We start from the raw sequence: 19,026 nt of genomic DNA, 5'->3' as shown, positions 1-19,026 counted from the left end.
GGGTAAACCCGCTCCCACAGGTACTGCACAAGGTTCAGGCCCAGTGAAATACCTGTGGGAGCGGGTTTACCCGCGAAAGGGCCGGTACTGGCAAAAGGATACCGCCGATTCACTGCTGCCGTGTAGCGCCACTCGGCCGTTCCGGCTTGTGCCGCCGCCAGCGCAGCAGCCCCAGCGCCAGTATCAGCCCCACCAGCAAGGCCACCAGGCCATAGAGCTCGTCATACCCGAGGAACGGCTTCTCGATCCGCAGGTAGCCCTGATCCTTGAGCAATTCCTTCAGGGCTGCATTGGCCTCTTCCAGTGTCACCTGGCGTAGCTTGCGTGCCGGGTCGGCAAAGCGGCCGTTGTTGTAATCGTTCAGCGCCCCCCAGTAATAATCGGCCAGCGCACTGTTACCCTGGGTGCTCCAGCTTTCCTTGGCCGCGGCGGCATCCTTGATGCGGGCAAAGGTGTCCGGGTCGAGGCCTTCCTTGCGCAGGTGATCGAATAGCTGCTGCATGACCTTTACGCCCTGGTCGATATCATCGCGCTCAAGGTCGGCATTGAGGCTCAGCATACCGCTGTCGCCAAAGCTCTCACGTTGTACCGACGGCCCGTACGACAGGCCGTTGCGCAGGCGCAGCTGGTCGTACAAGGCCCAGTCGAGGTAGCGCGACAGCAGGTCAAGGGTTTGTTGATGGTCGTTGTCCAGGACCGGCTCGATGAACAGCCAATGCAACTTGACGCCATCGCCCAACAGGCCATGGGTCAGGTCGCGGCGCTGCTCGGCCTGTTGGCTGATGCTTTCAAGGGTGCGCCGCTCTTCCGGCTCGGTGGCAGGCAGTTCGCCGAAGGTGCGGTCCAGATAGGCCGGCAGCAGCCGGTCCAGGCCGCCGACGACGATCAAGGTCATGTTGTTGGCGGCGTACCAGCGGTCACGCAGGGTCTTCACCTGCTCCAGGGTCATGTCGGCGACGTTGGAGCGCTCGGGGCATTTCAGGCCTAGCTCGGTGGCCAATTGATCGCTGGCCGGGTGGCCGATGTCCTGACGGTCGAGCCAGCGCTGCAGGTGGCCATAGTGGCCGCCATCCTCGCGTTCGATGATGCGCTTGGCCGTGGCCAGGGCCTTGGCGTCGATACGGGTATCGCGGATGATCGCCAGCAGCAGGTCGAGCACCTTGCGCTGGTTGCGTGCCGGCGCCTCGATGACGAAAGTCGTGTCGGCGCTGCTGGTGTAGGCGTTCCACTCACCCCCCAGGCTTTGCAGGCGTTCTTCCAGGCCGCCTTCACCGGTTGCGTCGATGCCGGTAAACAGCAGGTGCTCGAGCAGGTGCGGCAGCTCTTTCTGCTCGCAGTCGAAGTCATCCAGGCCAACCCCTACCACCAGGCGGATCGCCACATGGTCGCGCTCGTAACCGGACTTCAGGATCACCTGCAGGCCGTTGGGCAACAGGTAACCCTCGACCCGCGAGCGATCGAGGGCAAATGAGTGCAGGCTGCAGATCAGCAGGCAAACGAACATCAGGCAACGCATGGGCGAGCGACGGTCTCCAGGTGTGCGAGATCAGGACAGGTGGGCGTCTTCCGGGACGCTGTCGAGCAGCAGCCCGCCAGTGTCCGAGCCACCCAGTACCACATAGGCACTGCTGCAGAACAAAGAGTTCAACCGCTTCATGTCGGCGATGAGCTCCAAGTGTAGCGAACTCGTCTCGATACTTTGCACCACCTTACGTTGCAAACGGCTGACGTGGGCATGCGCCAGGCGCCGTTCCTGGGCGCGAAAACGGCGCTTTTCGCGCAGCAGCAGGCGTGCGCTTTCCGGGTCGGCACTGAGAAATACCGACAGCCCCAGGCGCAGGTTGGCCAGCAATTGCTCCTGCAGCCCGGTGAGCTCTTCCAGGCCGACCTGGGAGAACTCCCGGCGCTGGCTGGTTTTCTGCTGTTGCACCTTGCGCAGCATGCGTTCGATCAGGTCGCAGGCTAGCTTCAGGTTGATCGCCAGCTCGATGATTTCGGCCCAGCGCCGGTTGTCCTGGTCGCTGAGGTCTTCCCGCGGCATCTGCGCCAGGTACAGTTTGATCGCGCTGTACAGCGCCTCGGCATCTTCGCTCAAGGCCCGCACCTGCTGGGGCATGGCGGTATGGGTACCGCGCAGGGCGCCGAGCATGGCCTCCAGCAGGCTGTCGACAATGTCCCCCAGACGCAGGGTTTCACGGGCGGCATTGGCCAAGGCCAGGCTAGGCGTGGCCAGCGCCGAAGCATCGAGATGGCGCGGGCGTATCTGGCCGTTACCGGCCTCGCGTTCGGGTAACAATGTGTTGCACAGGCGGCCCATGGGTTTGACCGTCGGCAGCATGATCAGGCAGCGCAGAGTGTTGTAGAGCAGGTGGAAACCGATCACCAGCTCCTGTGGGCTGAAACTCAGGCTGTCCATCCACTCCACCAGCGGATGCAGCACGGGGATGATCAGCACCAGGCCGATCAGCTTGTACAACAGGCTGCCCAGGGCCACGCGGCGACCAGCGGCGTTCTGCATGCTGGTGCTGATGAAGGCCAGCAGGCCACTGCCGATGTTGGCGCCAACGACCAGGCCGATGGCCACCGGCAGGCTGATGACTTCGGCCCCGGCCAGGGTCGCGGTAAGCAGCACGGCAGCCAGGCTGGAATACGACACCATGGCGAACAACGCACCTACCAGGGCGTCGAGCATGATGTCGCCGGTCAACGATGCGAACAGCACCTTCACGCCTTGTGCATGGGTGATCGGCGTCGCCGCCTGCACGATCAGCTGCAGGGCCAGGATGATCAGGCCCAGGCCGATCCCTACCCGGCCCAACTGGCCAGCACGGGTCTGTTTGCGCGAGAGGAAAAAGATCACCCCGAGGAACACCAGCAGCGGCGATAGCCACGACAAGTCCAGGGTCAGCACCCGTGCCATCAGCGCGGTACCCACGTCGGCACCGAGCATGATCGCCAGCGCCGGGGTCATGGCCATCAGGCCCTGGCCGACGAAGGAGGTCACCAGCATGGCGGTGGCATTGCTGCTCTGCACCACGGCCGTCACCACGATGCCGGCGATGAACGCCAGTGGCCGACGGTCCATGTTCTGGCCGAGCACGCGGCGCAGGTTGGAGCCGAACACCCTGAGGATGCCGGTGCGAACGATATGCGTGCCCCACACCAGCAAGGCGACGGCGGACAGCAGGTTGAGCAGGGTCAGCATGGTCGGGCCCCCCTTTTGTTCTCGGGCTCCGGCAGTGGAGCCAAAATGTCTGAAGCCGTAAGCCTGGCCCGGGGGTGGGTGTTTTGATCCAGTGCTTACTCAAGCTTTAGTTGTTTTGCGGACCTCGCGCCAGCTTGGCACGCTCTGCAGGCATTTGAAATATTTCTGTCATGAAAGGCTGTACATGAAAAAGGGCCCCGGAGGGCCCTTTACGCTGCGTGTCCTGATCTTATTGACCCGGAATGTCCTTGCGCAGTTTCACCGGGTCGTGCTCCTTGCCCTGCTTGCGCGCCATGGCGGTGCGCATGCGGATGTTGATCGCCTCGACGGCCAGCGAGAAGGCCATGGCGAAGTAGACGTAACCCTTCGGCACGTGCACGTCGAAAGATTCGGCAATCAGCACGGTACCAACGACGATCAGGAAGGAAAGGGCCAGCATCTTCAGCGACGGGTGCTTGTCGATGAAGTCGCTGATGGCGCCGGCGCAGGCCATCATCACCAGGACGGCGACAACGATGGCGGCGATCATCACCGGCACGTGCGAGACCATGCCGACGGCAGTGATCACCGAGTCCAGCGAGAACACGATGTCGATGATGGCGATCTGAATGATGGTGTACAGGAACTTGCCGCCAGCGCCCTTGGGTTCGTCAGCGCTCTCTTCCTCGCCTTCCAGGCCGTGGTAGATCTCTTGCGAGCTTTTCCACAGCAGGAACAGGCCACCACAGAACAGGATCAGGTCCCGACCGGAAATGCCCTGGCCGAACACCTCGAACAGGTCGGCAGTCAGGCGCATGACCCAGGTGATCGACAGTAGCAGCATGATCCGGGTGACCATGGCGAGGGCCAGGCCGAAGATCCGGGTGCGCGGCTGCATGTGCTTGGGCATGCGGCTGACCAGGATCGAGATCATGATGATGTTGTCGATCCCGAGGACGATCTCAAGCGCTGTGAGGGTAAAAAAGGCAACCCAGATTTCCGGGCTGGTCAGCCATTCCATGTGTATTCCTTCAAACGATAAAGGCGATGCACCCCTTCAGGGCGCATCGCATGGGTGATGCGTGTTAATTAAAGACTACTGAACAGCGGGAAAATGCCCATCAGCAGCGCGGCGAGCATTATGCATAGGCATACCAGCACTGCCCACTTCAGCGTGAAACGCTGGTGATCGCCGAACTCGATGCCGGCCAGGGCCACCAGCAGGTAGGTCGAGGGTACCAGCGGGCTAAGCAAGTGGACCGGCTGCCCGACGATCGAGGCACGGGCCATTTCCACCGGGCTGATGCCGTAATGGCTGGCCGCTTCCGACAGCACTGGCAGCACACCGTAGTAGAAGGCGTCATTGGACATGAAGAAGGTGAACGGCATGCTCACGATCGCGGTGATCACCGCCAGATACGGGCCCAAGGCTTCGGGGATGACTGCCAGCAGGCTCTTGGACATCGCCTCGACCATGCCGGTACCGGACAGGATGCCGGTGAAAATACCGGCGGCGAAGATCAACCCGGTCACGGCCAGCACACTGCCAGCGTGGGCGGCGATACGGTCTTTCTGCTGCTGCAGGCACGGGTAGTTGACGATCATGGCGATGCTGAAGGCGATCATGAACAACACCGGCAGCGGCAGCACGCCAGCGATCAGCGCGACCATCAGGCCGGCGGTCAGGGCACCGTTGAAGTAGATCAGTTTGGGGCGGCGCGCTTCAGGGAACTGCGACACGCTGATTTCGCTGTGATCGATGTCATCGGTCGGCAGGTGCAGTTCACCCAGGCGGGCACGTTCGCGCTTGCCGTACAGGTAGGCGATGGCAAGGATCGCCAGCACACCGAAGGCCATGGCCGGGATCATCGGCACGAAGATGTCGGACGGGTCCACGTGCAGGGCGCTGGCGGCGCGGGCGGTCGGGCCGCCCCAGGGGGTCATGTTCATCACCCCGCCGGCGAGGATGATCAGGCCGGCCATGATCCGCGGGCTCATGCCCAGGCGGCTGTACAGCGGCAGCATGGCGGCACAGCAGATCATGTAGGTGGTGGCGCCGTCACCGTCGAGCGAGACCAGCAGGGCCAGCACGGCGGTGCCGACCGAGACTTTCAGCGGGTCGCCCTTGACCAGCTTGAGGATCTTGCGCACGGCCGGGTCGAACAGGCCGGAGTCGATCATCAGGGCGAAGTAGAGGATGGCGAACATCAGCATCACGCCGGTGGGCGCAAGCTTGCTGATGCCTTCGAGCATCATCGGGCCGATCTTGGCGGAAAAACCACCGAACAGGGCGAACAGGATCGGTACCAGGATCAGTGCGATCAAGGCCGACAGGCGCTTGGTCATGATCAGGTACATGAAGGTGATGACCATGGCAAAGCCGAGGAAGGTCAGCATGGCAATACTCCAGGCGTGGCGCGGCGAAAGGAATGGCTATTCGGGCGAATCAGCGCGTTTGGCGCTGCGCGTGGAGCATGCGGAGGGGGATCACATAAAGGCGTGCGGAAAGGCGGGCGCAGGAATACATCAGAATCACCATTGTTGTTGTTGATGGGCCGGGCGCTGAAATTCCATGTGCCCTGGCTGACCGGTCTGGTGCCGGTAGTGGCGGCTATCCTAGGGGGGTAAGCTTTCAGCCAGCTTTCGCCGGGAAAACGGCGACGGGAGGTAGGTGATGCTGGATGTAAACGAAGGTGGCTGCCATTGCGGCGCCTTGCGCTATCGGCTGCAGGGAGAGCTGACGGATGTCGCCCATTGCCATTGTTCCATCTGCCGGCGGGTCAGCGGCGGGCTCGTGGTGACTTGGGTCACCCTGCCTCGCACGGGTTTCCGCTGGTTGGCGGGGCGCCCCCAGTGTTATGTGGCGCCAGCCAGTTGCAAGCGGTATTTCTGTGGCGAATGCGGGGCGCATGTGGCGTTGGTGACCGAGCATAGCCCGGGGAGCATCGATGTGACGGTGGCGACGCTTGACTATCCGGAACGGGCGCCTGCCAGGCGGCATATCTGGATTGGCAGCCGGTTGCCCTGGCTGCATCTGGATGAGCAGTTGCCTGGGGAGGCAGAGGAGAAACTGTAGGCTTTGTGCTGGGTTTGCCGGCCTCTTCGCGGCTAAAGCCGCTCCCACAGGGTATGTGCTGTACCTGTGGGAGCGGCTTTAGCCGCGATGAGGCCGGAACAGGATTCAGGGTAACTGCAGACCGCCAGCTGCCTTGTGCAACGCCCGCAAATGCTCGCCAATGTGCTTCACATTGGCCTCGACCGCCGCGATCTCTTTGGCCCGCGACGGCTCCAGCAGCGCCCTCACCTCTTTGTCCAGGTCGGTACTCAGGCGCAGCAGCTTGGCCTGTCGCTCGGCACTGACCTGCTCCAGGTGCGCGCGCTCGTCCGGCTGCGGCAAGCCATAGCCTTTGGCATCAAGCAGCTCGGCCGGGCGGCTGAGGAAGCCGCTGTTGGCGAGCATCTGTTTAAGGGTCTCGTCGGCTTTGTTGATGCTGCCGTCCTTCAGCGCTGCAGCGTTCAGGTAACGCTGTTTCACTTCGTCCTGAGCCAGCAGCAACTGCCGGCGCAGGCTGGCCTGTTCGAGCAACAGCAAGGCCGCGCTGGTGCGCAGGTCGGCCTTGTCGAACCACGGGCGCCTCTGCTCTGCATCCAGGGCCAGCCAGTCCTCGACTTCGGTCTGCCTGATCGGCAACTGCTTCCTCAGCACGTCGAACATGGCCTGGTAGCGCTCGCGGTAGGAGTCGAAGCGGTAGCCCAGACGCAGGGCTTCTCGCGGGTCGTCGAGCACACGGGTATCGGCCAGCCCCCTGCCCTTGAGCACGGCCAGCAACCCATTGGGCATGATGCTGTCGAGATCATTCAGGCGTGGGTTGGCAGTGCCGCTGCGCAGCAGCTTCAAGGATTCCACTGCGCAGTTGTTGGACAGGAACCAATAGTTGCCGTCGTAGCTCCAGTGCATCTCGGCGGCCTGGCGCACCAGGTTCTCGATTTCGTCGCGGTTGAGCTTCAGCGGTACCGAGGCCAGGCTGCGCAGTTCGGTCTTGGTGTATTCATCGATCACCTGGCCCAGCGGCAACACGAACAGCCGTGAGGGATAGGCACCTACCAGCCCGTCCCAGCTGGACAGTTGCACGTCGTTGACGAAAGCACGGTAAGACAGCACCAGGCTCTGGTCGAGGTCCAGGCGGCAATCCGGCCCGCGGGGGCGGCCGGGTTTGCAGATCACCAGGCGCAGCATGCTGTGGCCCCAGCGGCTCACCAGGTTCTGGTTGGCTTCAGCCAGCAGGAAGTCGACCTCGTACACCCGTTCAGGGTCGATTTCGCCCAGCGGCTGACGGGCGAAGTCACTGCCTGCATTGATGAACGGCAGGCCCTTGGCGCAAGTGTTCTGCTGCGGTGCCCAGCCGAAGTGGTCACGCAGGTACTGGTTGAGCGCCGGTCGGCGACAGCCGTAGCTCGGGTCGAGGAGGAAATACTCCATGTTGACCGCGATGTACTCCTTGGGACTGCTCAGCTCATAACTGTCGGGGCTGCGCATGAACTGCGCGTTGTGCTGCTCACGTTCGCCACGACGGCCGACGTATTGCGGCCAGCCGGCCAGGTCGAGAAAGCGCGGGTCATCGCTGAGGGTAAAACGGCGTTCGGCCTGACTACGGCACTCTCCCGGCTGACCGATCTTGCCCAGCGTGGCTTGCTGGCGCGCGCAGCGGGCGATCTGCGAGCGCTCGCTGCCAGGCCACAGGCGGGCACGGTCGTAAATATGGGTCAGCTCATGCAGGACGGTGGCCAGCAACTCTTCACGGACCGTGCCGTGGGGACGGTTGGTACGCTCGTTGGCGGCACTGCCGTCAGTCAGGCTGGGGAGCAGGCGACGATTGAGTTCGAGAGTCGATACCAGCGAAGCCTGGCCATAGGCATCGGCTGGCATGTTGTCGCTCCAGCTGACCGTGACGCGTCGGTCCAGCCGTTGCTTGAACAGTGGCGGCAGCTTGGCCATGGCTTCGTCAAGCAGGGCCTGGCTGGCTTGGGTCTGTTGCGGGTCGAGGCCGGTCGCCTGCAGTTCGAGCCGCAGGTCAGCCAGCGCGGGCGTGCCCAGCAGCGTCAGGGCGCAGCCGAGCAGCCAGGCACGCACGCGGTTCACAGCGCGAGGATGGCTTCGGCCAATACCTGGTCGCTGGCGTCGCGCGCTTCAGGCACGCGCTCGCGCAGGGTGCTGAGTGCAGCCTCGAGCTGGGCACCGCGGATATCGCCATTACTGGCGACAAAGCTGGCGGCGTCGTCGTGGGCTTCGCGCACGACTTTGGCGTCGCGGATCGAAGTGGTGGTGTCAGAGGTGAAATCGATCGAGCGGCCAAAGGCGCGCACGATGATGTTGCTGGTGGCCACCAGGGTCTGTGCCTGGGCCAGATCGGCCAGCAGCAACATGCCGAGGGTAGCGGCAATCAGCGGTTTACGCATGGAGCATCTCCGAAAAATACAGGGAGTCAGGTGTGGTTATTGGACGAGAATTGCTTCTGCCAGTTCAAGGTCGCCGACGGAGTGCCGAGCGCAGTTGTGGCGCAGCGAGTCGAGTGCCGCTTCCAGGCGGGCACCGCGGATCATGCCATCGCTGGCAACGAACGCCGCGGCATCGTCGCGAGCCTGCCTGACCAGTTTGCGGTCGAAGGGGGCAGCGGTGACCTGGCTGGTAACGTAGCCCGTGATCACCAGCCCTTGTGTGGTGGTGTCCATGGCGTGGGCACTGGCCATGGCAGTGGCACTGAACAGCAACGGCAACAGATAACGCATGAGCTTTCTTGACGGCAGGGGAAGTGAAAGACGAAGGCTACCTCAGGTGCGCGGCCGCTCGCCAACGCACCTGCTTTGCAGAGCCCAGATCAGATCGCGAGGATCGCCTGAGCCAGCTGGGCATCACTGGCTTGCAGCTGCGGCATGCTCGAACGGATGTGCAGGAAGGCACTTTCCAGCCGCGCGCCACGAATGGCGCCTTGGGTACCGACGAAGCTGGCGGCGTCATCACGGGCGGCCTGCACGATCTTGTCATCGCGGAACGATGAGGTCAGGTCGGAGGTGGCGTCAGTCGAGGCGGCAACAGCACGCACCACGGCATCGGTGGTGACTACGAAACTGCTGGCTTGGGCGGTGCTGGCCAGGCCGAGCAGCATGGCGGCACCAATCAGGTATTTACGGGACATGTTCGTGGACTCCTGGGCAGGTTCTGCTTATCGGACGCTTGCACTGCTGGTCGCGTTACGTGTTCGACAACGGGTTTTAACAGACTGTTGAGCGAAGCGTATCACGCGGTGCTGTTTCTGGATGTTAATGCAAGCGAAAGCAGATAACTGTTTTGGTCTTTTGTTAAATCATCACAACTGTACTGGTTGCGGAATGACTCTGGGCAGAACCTTGCGGACATAAAAAAACCCGCTGCAGTCGCCTGCAACGGGTCGGGGAATTCGCGGTGCCGGCCGCAGCCGGCGAACCGGAGCTTAGCGCCAGAATGGCTTGCTCAGCTCTTCGTAACGCTGCGACTCGCTGATACCGGCGTCGGCCAGCAGGCGGGCGTCCAGGCGAGCCAGTTGACGGCGGCTGGCCATGCGACGCTGCCACAGCAGCAGGGTGGAGATAGCGCGCAGTGGCAGGGAAGCCTGGGACTGCTGGGCGTTGCTTTCAAAAACCAGACCGGAACTGAGGGTACGTTCCATGATGTTTCATCCTTCCGCTTATGGCGGGATTAGGTAGTGATTTAACTGATGCCAATGATCCTCCTCTGCTGTCCATAACAGTAGATACAGTTCACCAGTAATGAGATAGGCCAGTTAACTGTTTAAGCCGACTGTTGCACTTGAAACAGGCGAAACTGTACTGGTTCGCACTGAGATGGTGCATTTTCGCTTGGCGCATCGGCGTTAAAGGGCGAGAAGGCTCGGAATTAGCAGTACAGTTGTACAGTTTTGAATGAAACAATGTGGGAAGTGTGCGGGTGGGATGTTTTGACTGTACTGGCCCTGACGCCGGCGTAGCGACGACAGGGGCCAGAACAGGGGCAGCGGCTTAATCAGCTGGCGAGCATGCGCCCCGTTTCTTCCAGGTTCTCGTGCCAGCTCAGCGCTTCTCGCAGGATGTGCGGGGTATGGCCGCCACGCTGGCAAGCGCGTTCGAAATAATCGTTCAGCGCTGCGCGGTAGTCCGGGTGCACACAGTTGTCGATGATCGCCCGTGCCCGCTCACGTGGAGCCAGGCCGCGCAGGTCGGCCAAGCCTTGCTCGGTGACCAGAATGTCGACGTCGTGTTCGGTATGGTCAACGTGGCTGACCATTGGCACCACGCTGGAAATGGCACCGCCTTTGGCGATCGACTTGGTGACGAACACCGCCAGGTGGGCGTTGCGGGCGAAGTCACCCGAGCCGCCGATGCCGTTCATCATCCGGGTACCACAGACGTGGGTCGAATTGACGTTACCGTAGATGTCGAACTCCAGCGCTGTGTTGATGCCGATGATGCCCAGGCGGCGAACCACTTCGGGGTGGTTGGAGATTTCCTGCGGGCGCAGGACCAGTTTGTCCTTGTAACGCTCCAGGTTGCCGAACACGTCAGCGTTGCGACGGGTCGACAGGGTGATCGAGCTGCCCGAGGCAAAGCTCAGCTTGCCGGCGTCGATCAGGTCGAAGGTCGAGTCCTGCAGTACTTCGGAGTACATGGTCAGGTCTTCGAATGGCGACTCGATCAGGCCACACATCACCGCGTTGGCAATGCTGCCGATACCGGCCTGCAGCGGGCCGAGCTTGTTGGTCATGCGGCCAGCTTGCACTTCCTGCTTCAGGAAATTGATCAGGTGGTCGGCGATGCCCTGGGTTTCGTCGTCCGGTGGCAGCACGGTAGATGGCGAGTCTGGCTGATCGCTGATGACGATGCCGACGATCTTTGCCGGGTCGATCGGGATCGCGGTGCTGCCAATGCGGTCATCGACCTTGACCAGCGGGATAGGCGTACGGGTCGGGCGATAGGTCGGGATATAGATGTCGTGCAGGCCTTCGAGGTTGGCGTTATGCGACAGGTTGATCTCGACGATCACTTGCTTGGCGAAGATTGCGAAGCTGGCCGAGTTACCCACGGAGGTGGTCGGCACGATGTGGCCTTGCTCGGTGATGGCCACAGCTTCGATGACCGCGATGTCCGGCAGCTTGAGTTGCTGGTTGCGCAGCTGCTCGACGGTTTCCGACAGGTGCTGGTCGATGAACATCACCTGGCCGTCGTTGATGGCCTTGCGCAGGGTGCTGTCAACCTGGAATGGCATGCGGCGCGCCAGCACGCCGGCTTCGGTCAGCTGCTTGTCGAGGTCGTTGCCCAGGCTGGCGCCGGTCATCAGGCTGATTTTCAGTGGCGACTGCCTGGCGCGTTCGGCCAAGGCATGCGGCACAGCCTTGGCTTCGCCGGCGCGGGTGAAACCGCTCATGCCGACGGTCATGCCGTCCTCGATCAGGCCAGCGGCATCAGCCGCACTCATTACCTTGCTATGCAGGGAGGACAAGCGGATACGATCACGGTACATGGATTGTTATCTCGGGCTACTGAAACTACTGAGGCGCAGTCTAGAGATTTCGCCCTCTGGCGTCCCACGACCATGGTCGTATGAGAGGCCTCGTCGTAGAGCCGTTGATCCGGATCAATAAAAGAAAAGCCCCGGCAGATTCTGACCGGGGCTTCCTTTATATCAGCTGGTTTGCAGCGGCCGTTGTCACTCCACCGCCTTCACCATGTCTTCGATGACTTTCTTCGCATCACCGAACACCATCATGGTCTTGTCCAGATAGAACAGTTCGTTGTCCAGGCCGGCATAGCCGCTGGCCATCGAGCGTTTGTTGACGATGATGGTCTTGGCCTTGAAGGCCTCGAGGATCGGCATGCCGGCGATTGGCGACTTCGGATCGTTCTTCGCCGCGGGGTTGACCACGTCATTGGCGCCCAGCACCAGCACCACGTCGGCCTGGCCGAACTCGGCGTTGATGTCTTCCATCTCGAATACCTGGTCGTAGGGCACTTCGGCTTCGGCCAGCAGTACGTTCATGTGCCCAGGCATGCGCCCTGCCACGGGGTGGATCGCGTATTTAACGGTCACACCGTTGTGGCTCAGCTTCTCGGTCAGCTCCTTCAGCGCGTGCTGGGCGCGGGCCACCGCCAGGCCGTAACCCGGCACGATGATCACGCTGTCAGCGTTGCTCAGCAGGAAGGTGGCGTCGTCGGCAGAGCCGGACTTCACCGGGCGCTGTTCTTTCGAGCCTTGCGCCGCGCCGACATCGGCATCGCCGCCAAAGCCGCCGAGGATGACGTTGAAGAACGAACGGTTCATCGCCTTGCACATGATGTACGAAAGGATGGCACCGGACGAACCCACCAGGGAGCCCGCGATGATCAGCATCGAGTTGTTCAGCGAGAAGCCGATGCCGGCCGCAGCCCAGCCCGAATAACTGTTGAGCATCGACACCACCACCGGCATGTCGGCACCCCCGATCGGAATAATGATCAGGACGCCCATGATGAAGGCCAGGACCAGCATCAGGGTGAAGGCACTGTAGTGGCCGGTGAAGGTGAACAGCAGGCCCAGTGCAATGGTGGTCAGGCCGAGAATCAGGTTCGCCTTGTGCTGGCCGGCGAACTGTACCGGTGCGCCCTGGAACAGGCGGAACTTGTACTTGCCCGAAAGCTTGCCGAAAGCGATCACCGAACCGGAGAAGGTGATGGCGCCGATGGCTGCACCCAGGAACAGTTCCAGGCGGTTGCCGGTGGGGATCGGGTCGCTGATGGCGGCGACGATGCCCATCGACTGCGGCTCGAGCACGGCGGCGATGGCGATGAACACCGCAGCCAGGCCGATCATGCTGTGCATGAAGGCGACCAGTTCCGGCATCTTGGTCATCTCGACGCGCTTGGCCATGATCGAACCGGCGATACCGCCGACCAGCAGGCCGACAATTACGTAGCCGATGCCGGCGGTAGCAAGCTCGGCCCCAAGCTTATAGATGAGGCCAACCGTCGTGAGGATCGCGATCCCCATGCCGATCATGCCGAACAGGTTACCGCGCCGCGAAGTGGTCGGGTGCGACAGGCCCTTGAGCGCCTGGATGAAGCACACCGAGGCGACGAGGTAGAGGAGCGTTACCAGATTCATGCTCATGCTTACTTCTGCGCCTCGTTCTTGGTTTTCTTCTTGAACATCTCAAGCATGCGACGTGTGACCAGGAAGCCACCGAACACGTTGACTGCCGCCAGGGCCACTGCCAGGGTGCCCATCAGCTTGCCGGTCGGGGTCACGGTCAGCGCCGCCGCCAGCATGGCGCCGACGATGACGATCGCCGAAATAGCGTTGGTAACCGCCATCAGCGGCGTATGCAGCGCCGGGGTGACATTCCACACCACGTGGTAGCCCACATAGATGGCCAGCACGAAGATGATCAGGTTGTAGATGCCATGGGAAATCAGCATGTCTTCCATTGTCGTGCTCCTTAGCCGTTCTTGCGGACGACCTGGCCGTCGCGGCACATCAGGCAGGCCGCGACGATGTCGTCTTCGAGGTTGATGACCAGCGCGCCGTCTTTGTCGAACAGCAGCTTCATGAAGTCCAGCAGGTTGCGGGCGTACAGCGCCGAGGCATCTGCGCCCACCTGGGCTGGCAGGTTGGTCGGGCCCACGATGATCACACCGTTTGCCTGCACCACCTGGTCCGCGACGGTCAGCGGGCAATTGCCGCCTTGGGCGGCGGCCAGGTCGATGACCACCGAACCTGGCTTCATCTGCGCCACGGTGTCGGCGCTGAGCAGGGTCGGGGCCTTGCGGCCGGGGATCAATGCGGTGGTGATGACGATGTCCGCCTGCTTGGCACGCTCGTGCACGGCCTGGGCCTGGCGTTGCATCCAGCTGGCCGGCATTGGCCGGGCATAGCCGCCGACACCTTCAGCGCATTCACGCTCTTCATCGGTCTCGTAAGGCACGTCGATGAACTTGGCGCCCAGCGATTCGATCTGCTCCTTCACGGCCGGGCGTACGTCGGACGCCTCGATCACCGCGCCCAGGCGCTTGGCCGTGGCGATGGCCTGCAGACCAGCGACACCTGCCCCCAGAATCAGTACGCGCGCGGCTTTGACGGTGCCGGCGGCAGTCATCAGCATGGGCATGAAGCGGGGATAGTGATGGGCTGCCAGCAACACAGCCTTGTAACCGGCGATATTGGCCTGCGAAGACAGCACATCAAGGCTCTGAGCCCGTGATGTGCGTGGCGCGGCTTCCAGGGCGAAAGCGGTGATACCGCGTTCAGCCATCTTGCCGATCAGCTCACTGTTGAAGGGGTTGAGCATGCCTACCAGGAGGCTGCCACTGCTGATCAGGGCCAGTTCCTGGTCGTTGGGGGCGACCACCTTGAGTACCAATTGGGCGCCGTAGGCGTCGGCAGCGCTTCCCAGGGAAGCCCCCACGGCCTCATAGGCACTGTCCGGAATGCTGGCGTTGAGCCCTGCCCCCCGTTGGACGGTGACCTGATGGCCCTGGCCAATCAGTTTCTTGATGGTTTCCGGGGTCGCAGCGACCCTTGTCTCACCGGTCTGCGTCTCGAGAGGAACACCAATGTGCACGACTATTTCTCCTGCGGTGACCTTTTTGTCTTTGTAAGAGCCAGCACACTACGGATGGTGCGCTGGGGCGGCTGTTGAGCGCCGAGCCCGCCGAATCCAAGGCGGGCGAAGCATTTTGCAGACGAACCCAGGGGCCTTCAACCGGTTCTGGAGCGAAACGAAGTCAAAACTACAAGTCACCCTGTGACCGTATGTCGCAAGCGGCTGGCCGCAGCCCGTCAAACATGGGCTATTGGCAGATTAGGAGAAATTTTGAAATTTTTTGCGATGATTTCGCGGATGGGCTCGTGAACGTCGTAAAACCCTCTGAAAACCGCGTGTTAAGCGGCTTGCGAGAGGTTTTTCGATTCACCTGAACAGTTTTCTGTTATGCGACAAAAACGTACATCTGTAGGTGTTTAAAATAATTGACTACAAAGGCAGGTCGTTGCTTTCGCCCTTGTGCGAGGCGGTGTAGAGGTGTGCCTGCCCAACCAGCCAGTCACGGAAGGCCCGGAGCGAGGCTGACTCCACCTTGCGTTCGGGAATCATCAGATAGTAGGCCTTGTCGCTGGACAGCGCATACCTGTTAGCGACCACCAGTCTGCCCTCTTCCAGTTCGCGCTGGATCAGGAACGGCGGGATCAGGGCGACGCCCATGTCATGCATGGCCGCCTGGGCCAGCATGGAGAACAGTTCATAGCGCGGGCCTGTCATGTCGCCCTCGATATTCAGGCCCAGCCCGTTGAACCATTGGCGCCAGGCGTAGGGCCGAGTGGTTTGCTGTAGCAGTGGCAGGCTGGCGATACGCTGGGCATCGAGCATGCGCTGCCCGTCCAGCAAGGCCGGGCTGCACACCGGCACGGGGTTCTCGCCCATCAGGCGATGGGACTGGGTGCCGGACCAGTCGGCGTCACCGAAGTAGATGGCGGCATCGAACGGGGTGTCGGCGAACAAGAACGGCCGGGTACGGTTGGTCAGGTTGACGGTGACCTCGGGGTGACGTTGCTGGAAGTCCTTGAGCCGTGGCAGCAGCCATTGAGTGCCGAAGGTGGGCACCACGGCCAGTTCGATCACATTGGCGCCCTGCTGGCGCATCACCGACAGCGTGTCGCGCTCCACCGCATCCAGCTGTGCGGCAACCTGCCGGCTGTAGGACAGCCCGGCCTCGGTCAGCTTCACGCCGCGACGTGAGCGCCTGAACAGTTCAACGTTGAGAAACGCCTCCAGGCCTCCGATCTGGCGACAGACGGCGCCCTGGGTCAAGGCCAGCTCCTGGGCCGCCTTGGTAAAGCTCTCGTGGCGTGCGGCCGCTTCGAAGCAGACCAGTGCGGTAGTGCTGGGGATCTTGCGGCGCATGTACGTCAACCTCACTCTTGGGGCCATGGAAATGGCGATTTCGAGCCTCGCGGAGTGACAAAATATCACTAATGCGTGCGCAATCCTCGTTTGTCGAGCCTCCGGATCAGGCCTAGGATCAAAGGCACAAGAAACTGCTCCCCTATTTCGAGGATTTCGCTCATGGCCGGTAAAGCAAGCTTCAACTGGATCGACCCGCTGCTGCTGGATCAGCAGCTGACTGAGGAAGAGCGCATGGTGCGTGACAGCGCTTATCAGTTCGCCCAGGACAAGCTGGCCCCGCGCGTACTGGAAGCCTTCCGTCACGAACAGACTGACCCGGCGATCTTCCGCGAGATGGGTGAAGTCGGCCTGCTCGGCGCGACCATTCCCGAGCAATACGGTGGCAGCGGCCTGAACTATGTGTGCTACGGCCTGATTGCCCGCGAGGTGGAGCGCATCGATTCCGGCTATCGCTCGATGATGAGCGTGCAATCTTCACTGGTGATGGTGCCGATTAACGAATTCGGTACCGAAGCGCAGAAGCAGAAATACCTGCCCAAGCTGGCCTCTGGCGAGTGGATTGGCTGCTTCGGCCTGACCGAGCCTAACCATGGCTCCGACCCGGGATCGATGATCACCCGTGCCAGGAAGGTCGATGGCGGCTATCGCCTGAGCGGCAGCAAGATGTGGATCACCAATAGCCCGATCGCCGATGTGTTCGTGGTCTGGGCCAAGGATGATGCTGGTGATATCCGCGGCTTTGTCCTGGAAAAAGGCTGGGAAGGCCTCAGCGCCCCTGCGATCCACGGCAAGGTTGGCCTGCGTGCTTCCATCACCGGTGAAATCGTCATGGACAACGTGTTCGTCCCTGAGGAGAACATCTTCCCGGATGTGCGTGGTCTCAAAGGGCCGTTCACCTGCCTGAACTCGGCGCGATATGGCATTTCCTGGGGGGCGCTGGGTGCGGCTGAAGCCTGCTGGCACACTGCCCGCCAGTACACCCTGGATCGTCAGCAATTCGGTCGCCCGCTGGCGGCCAACCAGCTGATCCAGAAGAAGCTGGCTGACATGCAGACCGAGATCACCCTGGCCCTGCAAGGCTGCCTGCGTCTGGGGCGCATGAAGGACGAAGGTACTGCGGCGGTGGAGATCACCTCGATCATGAAACGCAACTCCTGCGGCAAGGCCCTGGACATTGCCCGCATGGCCCGCGACATGCTGGGCGGCAACGGCATCTCTGACGAGTTCGGCGTGGCGCGCCACCTGGTCAATCTTGAGGTGGTCAACACCTATGAAGGTACTCATGACGTGCATGCGCTGATCCTCGGGCGCGCACAGACCGGCATTCAGGCCTTCTACTGATAAGGAGCCAGCCCATGGGCGCGCTATCTCATCTGCGGGTGCTGGACCTTTCCCGTGTGCTGGCGGGGCCTTGGTCTGGCCAGATCCTGGCGGACCTGGGTGCTGATGTCATCAAGGTCGAGCGCCCTGGCAGCGGCGATGACACTCGCTCCTGGGGGCCGCCCTTTCTCAAGGATGCCGAGGGTGAGAACACCAGCGAGGCGGCCTATTACCTGTCGGCAAACCGCAACAAGCGCTCGGTGACTATCGATTTCACCCAGCCCGAAGGCCAGCGCCTGGTGCGCGAACTGGCGGCCAAGTCGGATATCGTCATCGAGAACTTCAAGGTTGGTGGGTTGGCGGCATATGGGCTGGATTACCCGAGCCTGAAGGCGATCAACCCCAAGCTTATCTACTGCTCGATCACCGGCTTCGGCCAGACGGGGCCGTACGCCAAACGTGCGGGGTATGACTTCATGATCCAGGGGCTGGGCGGGCTGATGAGCCTGACAGGTCGTCCGGATGGAGAGGACGGCGCCGGGCCGGTGAAGGTGGGTGTTGCACTGACTGACATTCTCACCGGGCTCTATTCGACCGTGGCGATTCTGGCTGCCCTCGCCTACCGCGATCAACATGGCGTTGGTCAGCATGTCGACATGGCGCTGCTCGATGTGCAGGTGGCGTGCCTGGCCAACCAGGCGATGAACTACCTGACCACGGGCAGTCCGCCGCGGCGGTTGGGCAATGCTCACCCTAACATCGTGCCTTACCAGGACTTCCCGACGGCGGATGGCGATTTCATCCTCACCGTGGGTAACGATGGCCAGTTCCGCAAGTTCGCCGAGGTGGCCGGTCAGCCGCAGTGGGCGGATGATCCGCGTTTTGCTACTAATAAGCAGCGTGTGGCGAACCGGGCCGAGCTGATCCCGCTGATACGCCAGGCGACAGTTTTCAAGACTACAGCCGAATGGGTGAGTCAGCTTGAGGCTGCCGGGGTGCCATGTGGGCCGATCAACGACCTTGCGCAGATGTTCCAGGATCCACAGGTGTTGGCGCGGGGGCTGGCGGTAACCATGCCCCATGCCCTGGCGGGGAGCGTACCGCAGGTGGCCAGCCCGATTCGGCTGTCCGAAACGCCTGTGGAATATCGGCGGGCGCCGCCGCTGCTGGGCGAGCATACCGAGGCGGTGCTGAGTGATGTACTGGGACTGGATGTCGATGCTATAGGGCGCTTGCGCAGCGCTGGCGTGCTCTGACGGTATATAGAGCTGTTGAAGAGCGGGGAGGCCGCCAGGCCTCCCCGCTTTGCTTTTCAGCGATATTAAAGGTTCTTGAAATTAAAGGTTGACGCGCTTTCGAATCCCCTTATAATGCGCCCCACTTCCAGCGACATCGGAACGACAAACTCCTTGAAATTCAACGAGTTAGATGATTCGGAAATTGCTGGAAGGGCTTCGGTCAGATGATCGATAGCGGTTGAGATGAAGGTTGACAGCGGTTTTAAACGCTGTATTATTCGCCTCCCGCTACGAGAGATCGCAGCGAGCCAAGTGTTTG

Annotated in this window: 18 protein-coding genes; 3 read left to right on the top strand and 15 right to left on the bottom strand. The window is 61.8% G+C overall.

Going from position 1 to position 19,026, the window contains the following annotated elements:
- Nucleotides 1-109 precede the first annotated feature (109 nt).
- The 4 genes from ACQKPS_RS04255 to ACQKPS_RS04240 all read right to left on the bottom strand — a co-directional run bounded on the left by ACQKPS_RS04255 (nucleotide 110) and on the right by ACQKPS_RS04240 (nucleotide 5,581).
- Nucleotides 110-1,516: a M16 family metallopeptidase gene (locus ACQKPS_RS04255; protein ID WP_254482498.1), complete on the bottom strand. Its 1,407-nt coding sequence runs from the start codon at nucleotides 1,514-1,516 to the stop codon at nucleotides 110-112.
- Nucleotides 1,517-1,546: 30 nt separating this feature from the next.
- Complete coding sequence (locus ACQKPS_RS04250) at nucleotides 1,547-3,205, bottom strand: Na/Pi cotransporter family protein (protein WP_313202917.1); 1,659 nt, start codon at nucleotides 3,203-3,205, stop codon at nucleotides 1,547-1,549.
- A gap of 229 nt (nucleotides 3,206-3,434) precedes the next feature.
- Nucleotides 3,435-4,205: a TerC family protein gene (locus ACQKPS_RS04245; protein WP_099815281.1), complete on the bottom strand. Its 771-nt coding sequence runs from the start codon at nucleotides 4,203-4,205 to the stop codon at nucleotides 3,435-3,437.
- A 68-nt stretch (nucleotides 4,206-4,273) separates the two neighbouring features.
- Nucleotides 4,274-5,581: a CitMHS family transporter gene (locus ACQKPS_RS04240; RefSeq protein ID WP_427602915.1), complete on the bottom strand. Its 1,308-nt coding sequence runs from the start codon at nucleotides 5,579-5,581 to the stop codon at nucleotides 4,274-4,276.
- A 277-nt stretch (nucleotides 5,582-5,858) separates the two neighbouring features.
- Here ACQKPS_RS04240 and ACQKPS_RS04235 point away from each other — a divergent pair, with 277 nt between their 5' ends.
- Nucleotides 5,859-6,260: a GFA family protein gene (locus tag ACQKPS_RS04235; RefSeq protein WP_427602913.1), complete on the top strand. Its 402-nt coding sequence runs from the start codon at nucleotides 5,859-5,861 to the stop codon at nucleotides 6,258-6,260.
- A 105-nt stretch (nucleotides 6,261-6,365) separates the two neighbouring features.
- Here the strand turns inward: ACQKPS_RS04235 and ACQKPS_RS04230 are convergent, their stop codons facing one another.
- From ACQKPS_RS04230 to ACQKPS_RS04185, 10 genes are all read right to left on the bottom strand, one after another.
- Entirely contained in the window at nucleotides 6,366-8,324 is a 1,959-nt protein-coding gene (locus tag ACQKPS_RS04230) for a DUF4105 domain-containing protein (RefSeq protein ID WP_427602911.1), read from the bottom strand.
- Complete coding sequence (locus ACQKPS_RS04225) at nucleotides 8,321-8,641, bottom strand: DUF2388 domain-containing protein (protein ID WP_254482504.1); 321 nt, start codon at nucleotides 8,639-8,641, stop codon at nucleotides 8,321-8,323. Before ACQKPS_RS04225 ends, ACQKPS_RS04230 begins: the two co-directional genes overlap by 4 nt.
- 36 nt (nucleotides 8,642-8,677) lie before the next feature.
- Nucleotides 8,678-8,971, bottom strand: coding sequence for a DUF2388 domain-containing protein (locus ACQKPS_RS04220; RefSeq protein ID WP_313202915.1), 294 nt, complete (start codon nucleotides 8,969-8,971; stop codon nucleotides 8,678-8,680).
- Between the two features lie 89 nt (nucleotides 8,972-9,060).
- Nucleotides 9,061-9,378 carry a DUF2388 domain-containing protein gene (locus tag ACQKPS_RS04215; RefSeq protein WP_427602909.1) on the bottom strand — a complete coding sequence of 106 codons (318 nt, stop codon included), beginning with the start codon at nucleotides 9,376-9,378 and terminating at the stop codon, nucleotides 9,061-9,063.
- A 294-nt stretch (nucleotides 9,379-9,672) separates the two neighbouring features.
- A complete protein-coding gene (locus tag ACQKPS_RS04210; RefSeq protein WP_054884336.1) occupies nucleotides 9,673-9,888 on the bottom strand; it encodes a DUF1127 domain-containing protein in 216 nt (71 codons plus the stop codon).
- Nucleotides 9,889-10,241: 353 nt separating this feature from the next.
- Nucleotides 10,242-11,735 carry an acetyl-CoA hydrolase/transferase family protein gene (locus ACQKPS_RS04205; protein ID WP_313202913.1) on the bottom strand — a complete coding sequence of 498 codons (1,494 nt, stop codon included), beginning with the start codon at nucleotides 11,733-11,735 and terminating at the stop codon, nucleotides 10,242-10,244.
- 186 nt (nucleotides 11,736-11,921) lie between these two features.
- Nucleotides 11,922-13,358, bottom strand: a complete 1,437-nt coding sequence (locus ACQKPS_RS04200; RefSeq protein WP_427602906.1) for an NAD(P)(+) transhydrogenase (Re/Si-specific) subunit beta — start codon at nucleotides 13,356-13,358, stop codon at nucleotides 11,922-11,924.
- 2 nt (nucleotides 13,359-13,360) lie between these two features.
- Nucleotides 13,361-13,675, bottom strand: coding sequence for an NAD(P) transhydrogenase subunit alpha (locus ACQKPS_RS04195; protein WP_139657937.1), 315 nt, complete (start codon nucleotides 13,673-13,675; stop codon nucleotides 13,361-13,363).
- A gap of 11 nt (nucleotides 13,676-13,686) precedes the next feature.
- Complete coding sequence (locus ACQKPS_RS04190; protein ID WP_283723554.1) at nucleotides 13,687-14,808, bottom strand: Re/Si-specific NAD(P)(+) transhydrogenase subunit alpha; 1,122 nt, start codon at nucleotides 14,806-14,808, stop codon at nucleotides 13,687-13,689.
- Nucleotides 14,809-15,219: 411 nt separating this feature from the next.
- Entirely contained in the window at nucleotides 15,220-16,146 is a 927-nt protein-coding gene (locus tag ACQKPS_RS04185) for a LysR family transcriptional regulator (RefSeq protein ID WP_254482512.1), read from the bottom strand.
- A 162-nt stretch (nucleotides 16,147-16,308) separates the two neighbouring features.
- On the opposite strand from ACQKPS_RS04185, the gene ACQKPS_RS04180 reads away from it, so the two are divergent.
- Both ACQKPS_RS04180 and ACQKPS_RS04175 read left to right on the top strand, forming a co-directional pair.
- Nucleotides 16,309-17,490: an acyl-CoA dehydrogenase gene (locus tag ACQKPS_RS04180; protein ID WP_027917221.1), complete on the top strand. Its 1,182-nt coding sequence runs from the start codon at nucleotides 16,309-16,311 to the stop codon at nucleotides 17,488-17,490.
- Nucleotides 17,491-17,504: 14 nt separating this feature from the next.
- A complete protein-coding gene (locus tag ACQKPS_RS04175) occupies nucleotides 17,505-18,725 on the top strand; it encodes a CaiB/BaiF CoA transferase family protein (protein WP_283723556.1) in 1,221 nt (406 codons plus the stop codon).
- A gap of 65 nt (nucleotides 18,726-18,790) precedes the next feature.
- On the opposite strand, the gene ACQKPS_RS04170 is transcribed toward ACQKPS_RS04175, so the two are convergent.
- On the bottom strand, nucleotides 18,791-19,026 hold a 236-nt coding region (locus tag ACQKPS_RS04170), incomplete at its 5' end, for a hypothetical protein (RefSeq protein ID WP_427602902.1).

The organism is Pseudomonas sp. NPDC086566 (assembly GCF_050280885.1).
Taxonomy (GTDB): Bacteria; Pseudomonadota; Gammaproteobacteria; order Pseudomonadales; family Pseudomonadaceae; genus Aquipseudomonas; species Aquipseudomonas vlassakiae.
Note: the sequence above shows the minus strand (reverse complement) of the source record. Positions and strands in the feature narration are given on the sequence as shown.

What these genes read in the sequence shown, in the direction of transcription:
- ACQKPS_RS04255 (WP_254482498.1), bottom strand. Translation starts at nt 1,516, where the DNA reads ATGCGTTGCCTGATGTTCGTTTGCCTGCTGATCTGCAGCCTGCACTCA.
- ACQKPS_RS04250 (WP_313202917.1), bottom strand. Translation starts at nt 3,205, where the DNA reads ATGCTGACCCTGCTCAACCTGCTGTCCGCCGTCGCCTTGCTGGTGTGG.
- ACQKPS_RS04245 (WP_099815281.1), bottom strand. Translation starts at nt 4,205, where the DNA reads ATGGAATGGCTGACCAGCCCGGAAATCTGGGTTGCCTTTTTTACCCTC.
- ACQKPS_RS04240 (WP_427602915.1), bottom strand. Translation starts at nt 5,581, where the DNA reads ATGCTGACCTTCCTCGGCTTTGCCATGGTCATCACCTTCATGTACCTG.
- ACQKPS_RS04235 (WP_427602913.1), top strand. Translation starts at nt 5,859, where the DNA reads ATGCTGGATGTAAACGAAGGTGGCTGCCATTGCGGCGCCTTGCGCTAT.
- ACQKPS_RS04225 (WP_254482504.1), bottom strand. Translation starts at nt 8,641, where the DNA reads ATGCGTAAACCGCTGATTGCCGCTACCCTCGGCATGTTGCTGCTGGCC.
- ACQKPS_RS04220 (WP_313202915.1), bottom strand. Translation starts at nt 8,971, where the DNA reads ATGCGTTATCTGTTGCCGTTGCTGTTCAGTGCCACTGCCATGGCCAGT.
- ACQKPS_RS04215 (WP_427602909.1), bottom strand. Translation starts at nt 9,378, where the DNA reads ATGTCCCGTAAATACCTGATTGGTGCCGCCATGCTGCTCGGCCTGGCC.
- ACQKPS_RS04210 (WP_054884336.1), bottom strand. Translation starts at nt 9,888, where the DNA reads ATGGAACGTACCCTCAGTTCCGGTCTGGTTTTTGAAAGCAACGCCCAG.
- ACQKPS_RS04205 (WP_313202913.1), bottom strand. Translation starts at nt 11,735, where the DNA reads ATGTACCGTGATCGTATCCGCTTGTCCTCCCTGCATAGCAAGGTAATG.
- ACQKPS_RS04200 (WP_427602906.1), bottom strand. Translation starts at nt 13,358, where the DNA reads ATGAGCATGAATCTGGTAACGCTCCTCTACCTCGTCGCCTCGGTGTGC.
- ACQKPS_RS04195 (WP_139657937.1), bottom strand. Translation starts at nt 13,675, where the DNA reads ATGGAAGACATGCTGATTTCCCATGGCATCTACAACCTGATCATCTTC.
- ACQKPS_RS04185 (WP_254482512.1), bottom strand. Translation starts at nt 16,146, where the DNA reads ATGCGCCGCAAGATCCCCAGCACTACCGCACTGGTCTGCTTCGAAGCG.
- ACQKPS_RS04180 (WP_027917221.1), top strand. Translation starts at nt 16,309, where the DNA reads ATGGCCGGTAAAGCAAGCTTCAACTGGATCGACCCGCTGCTGCTGGAT.
- ACQKPS_RS04175 (WP_283723556.1), top strand. Translation starts at nt 17,505, where the DNA reads ATGGGCGCGCTATCTCATCTGCGGGTGCTGGACCTTTCCCGTGTGCTG.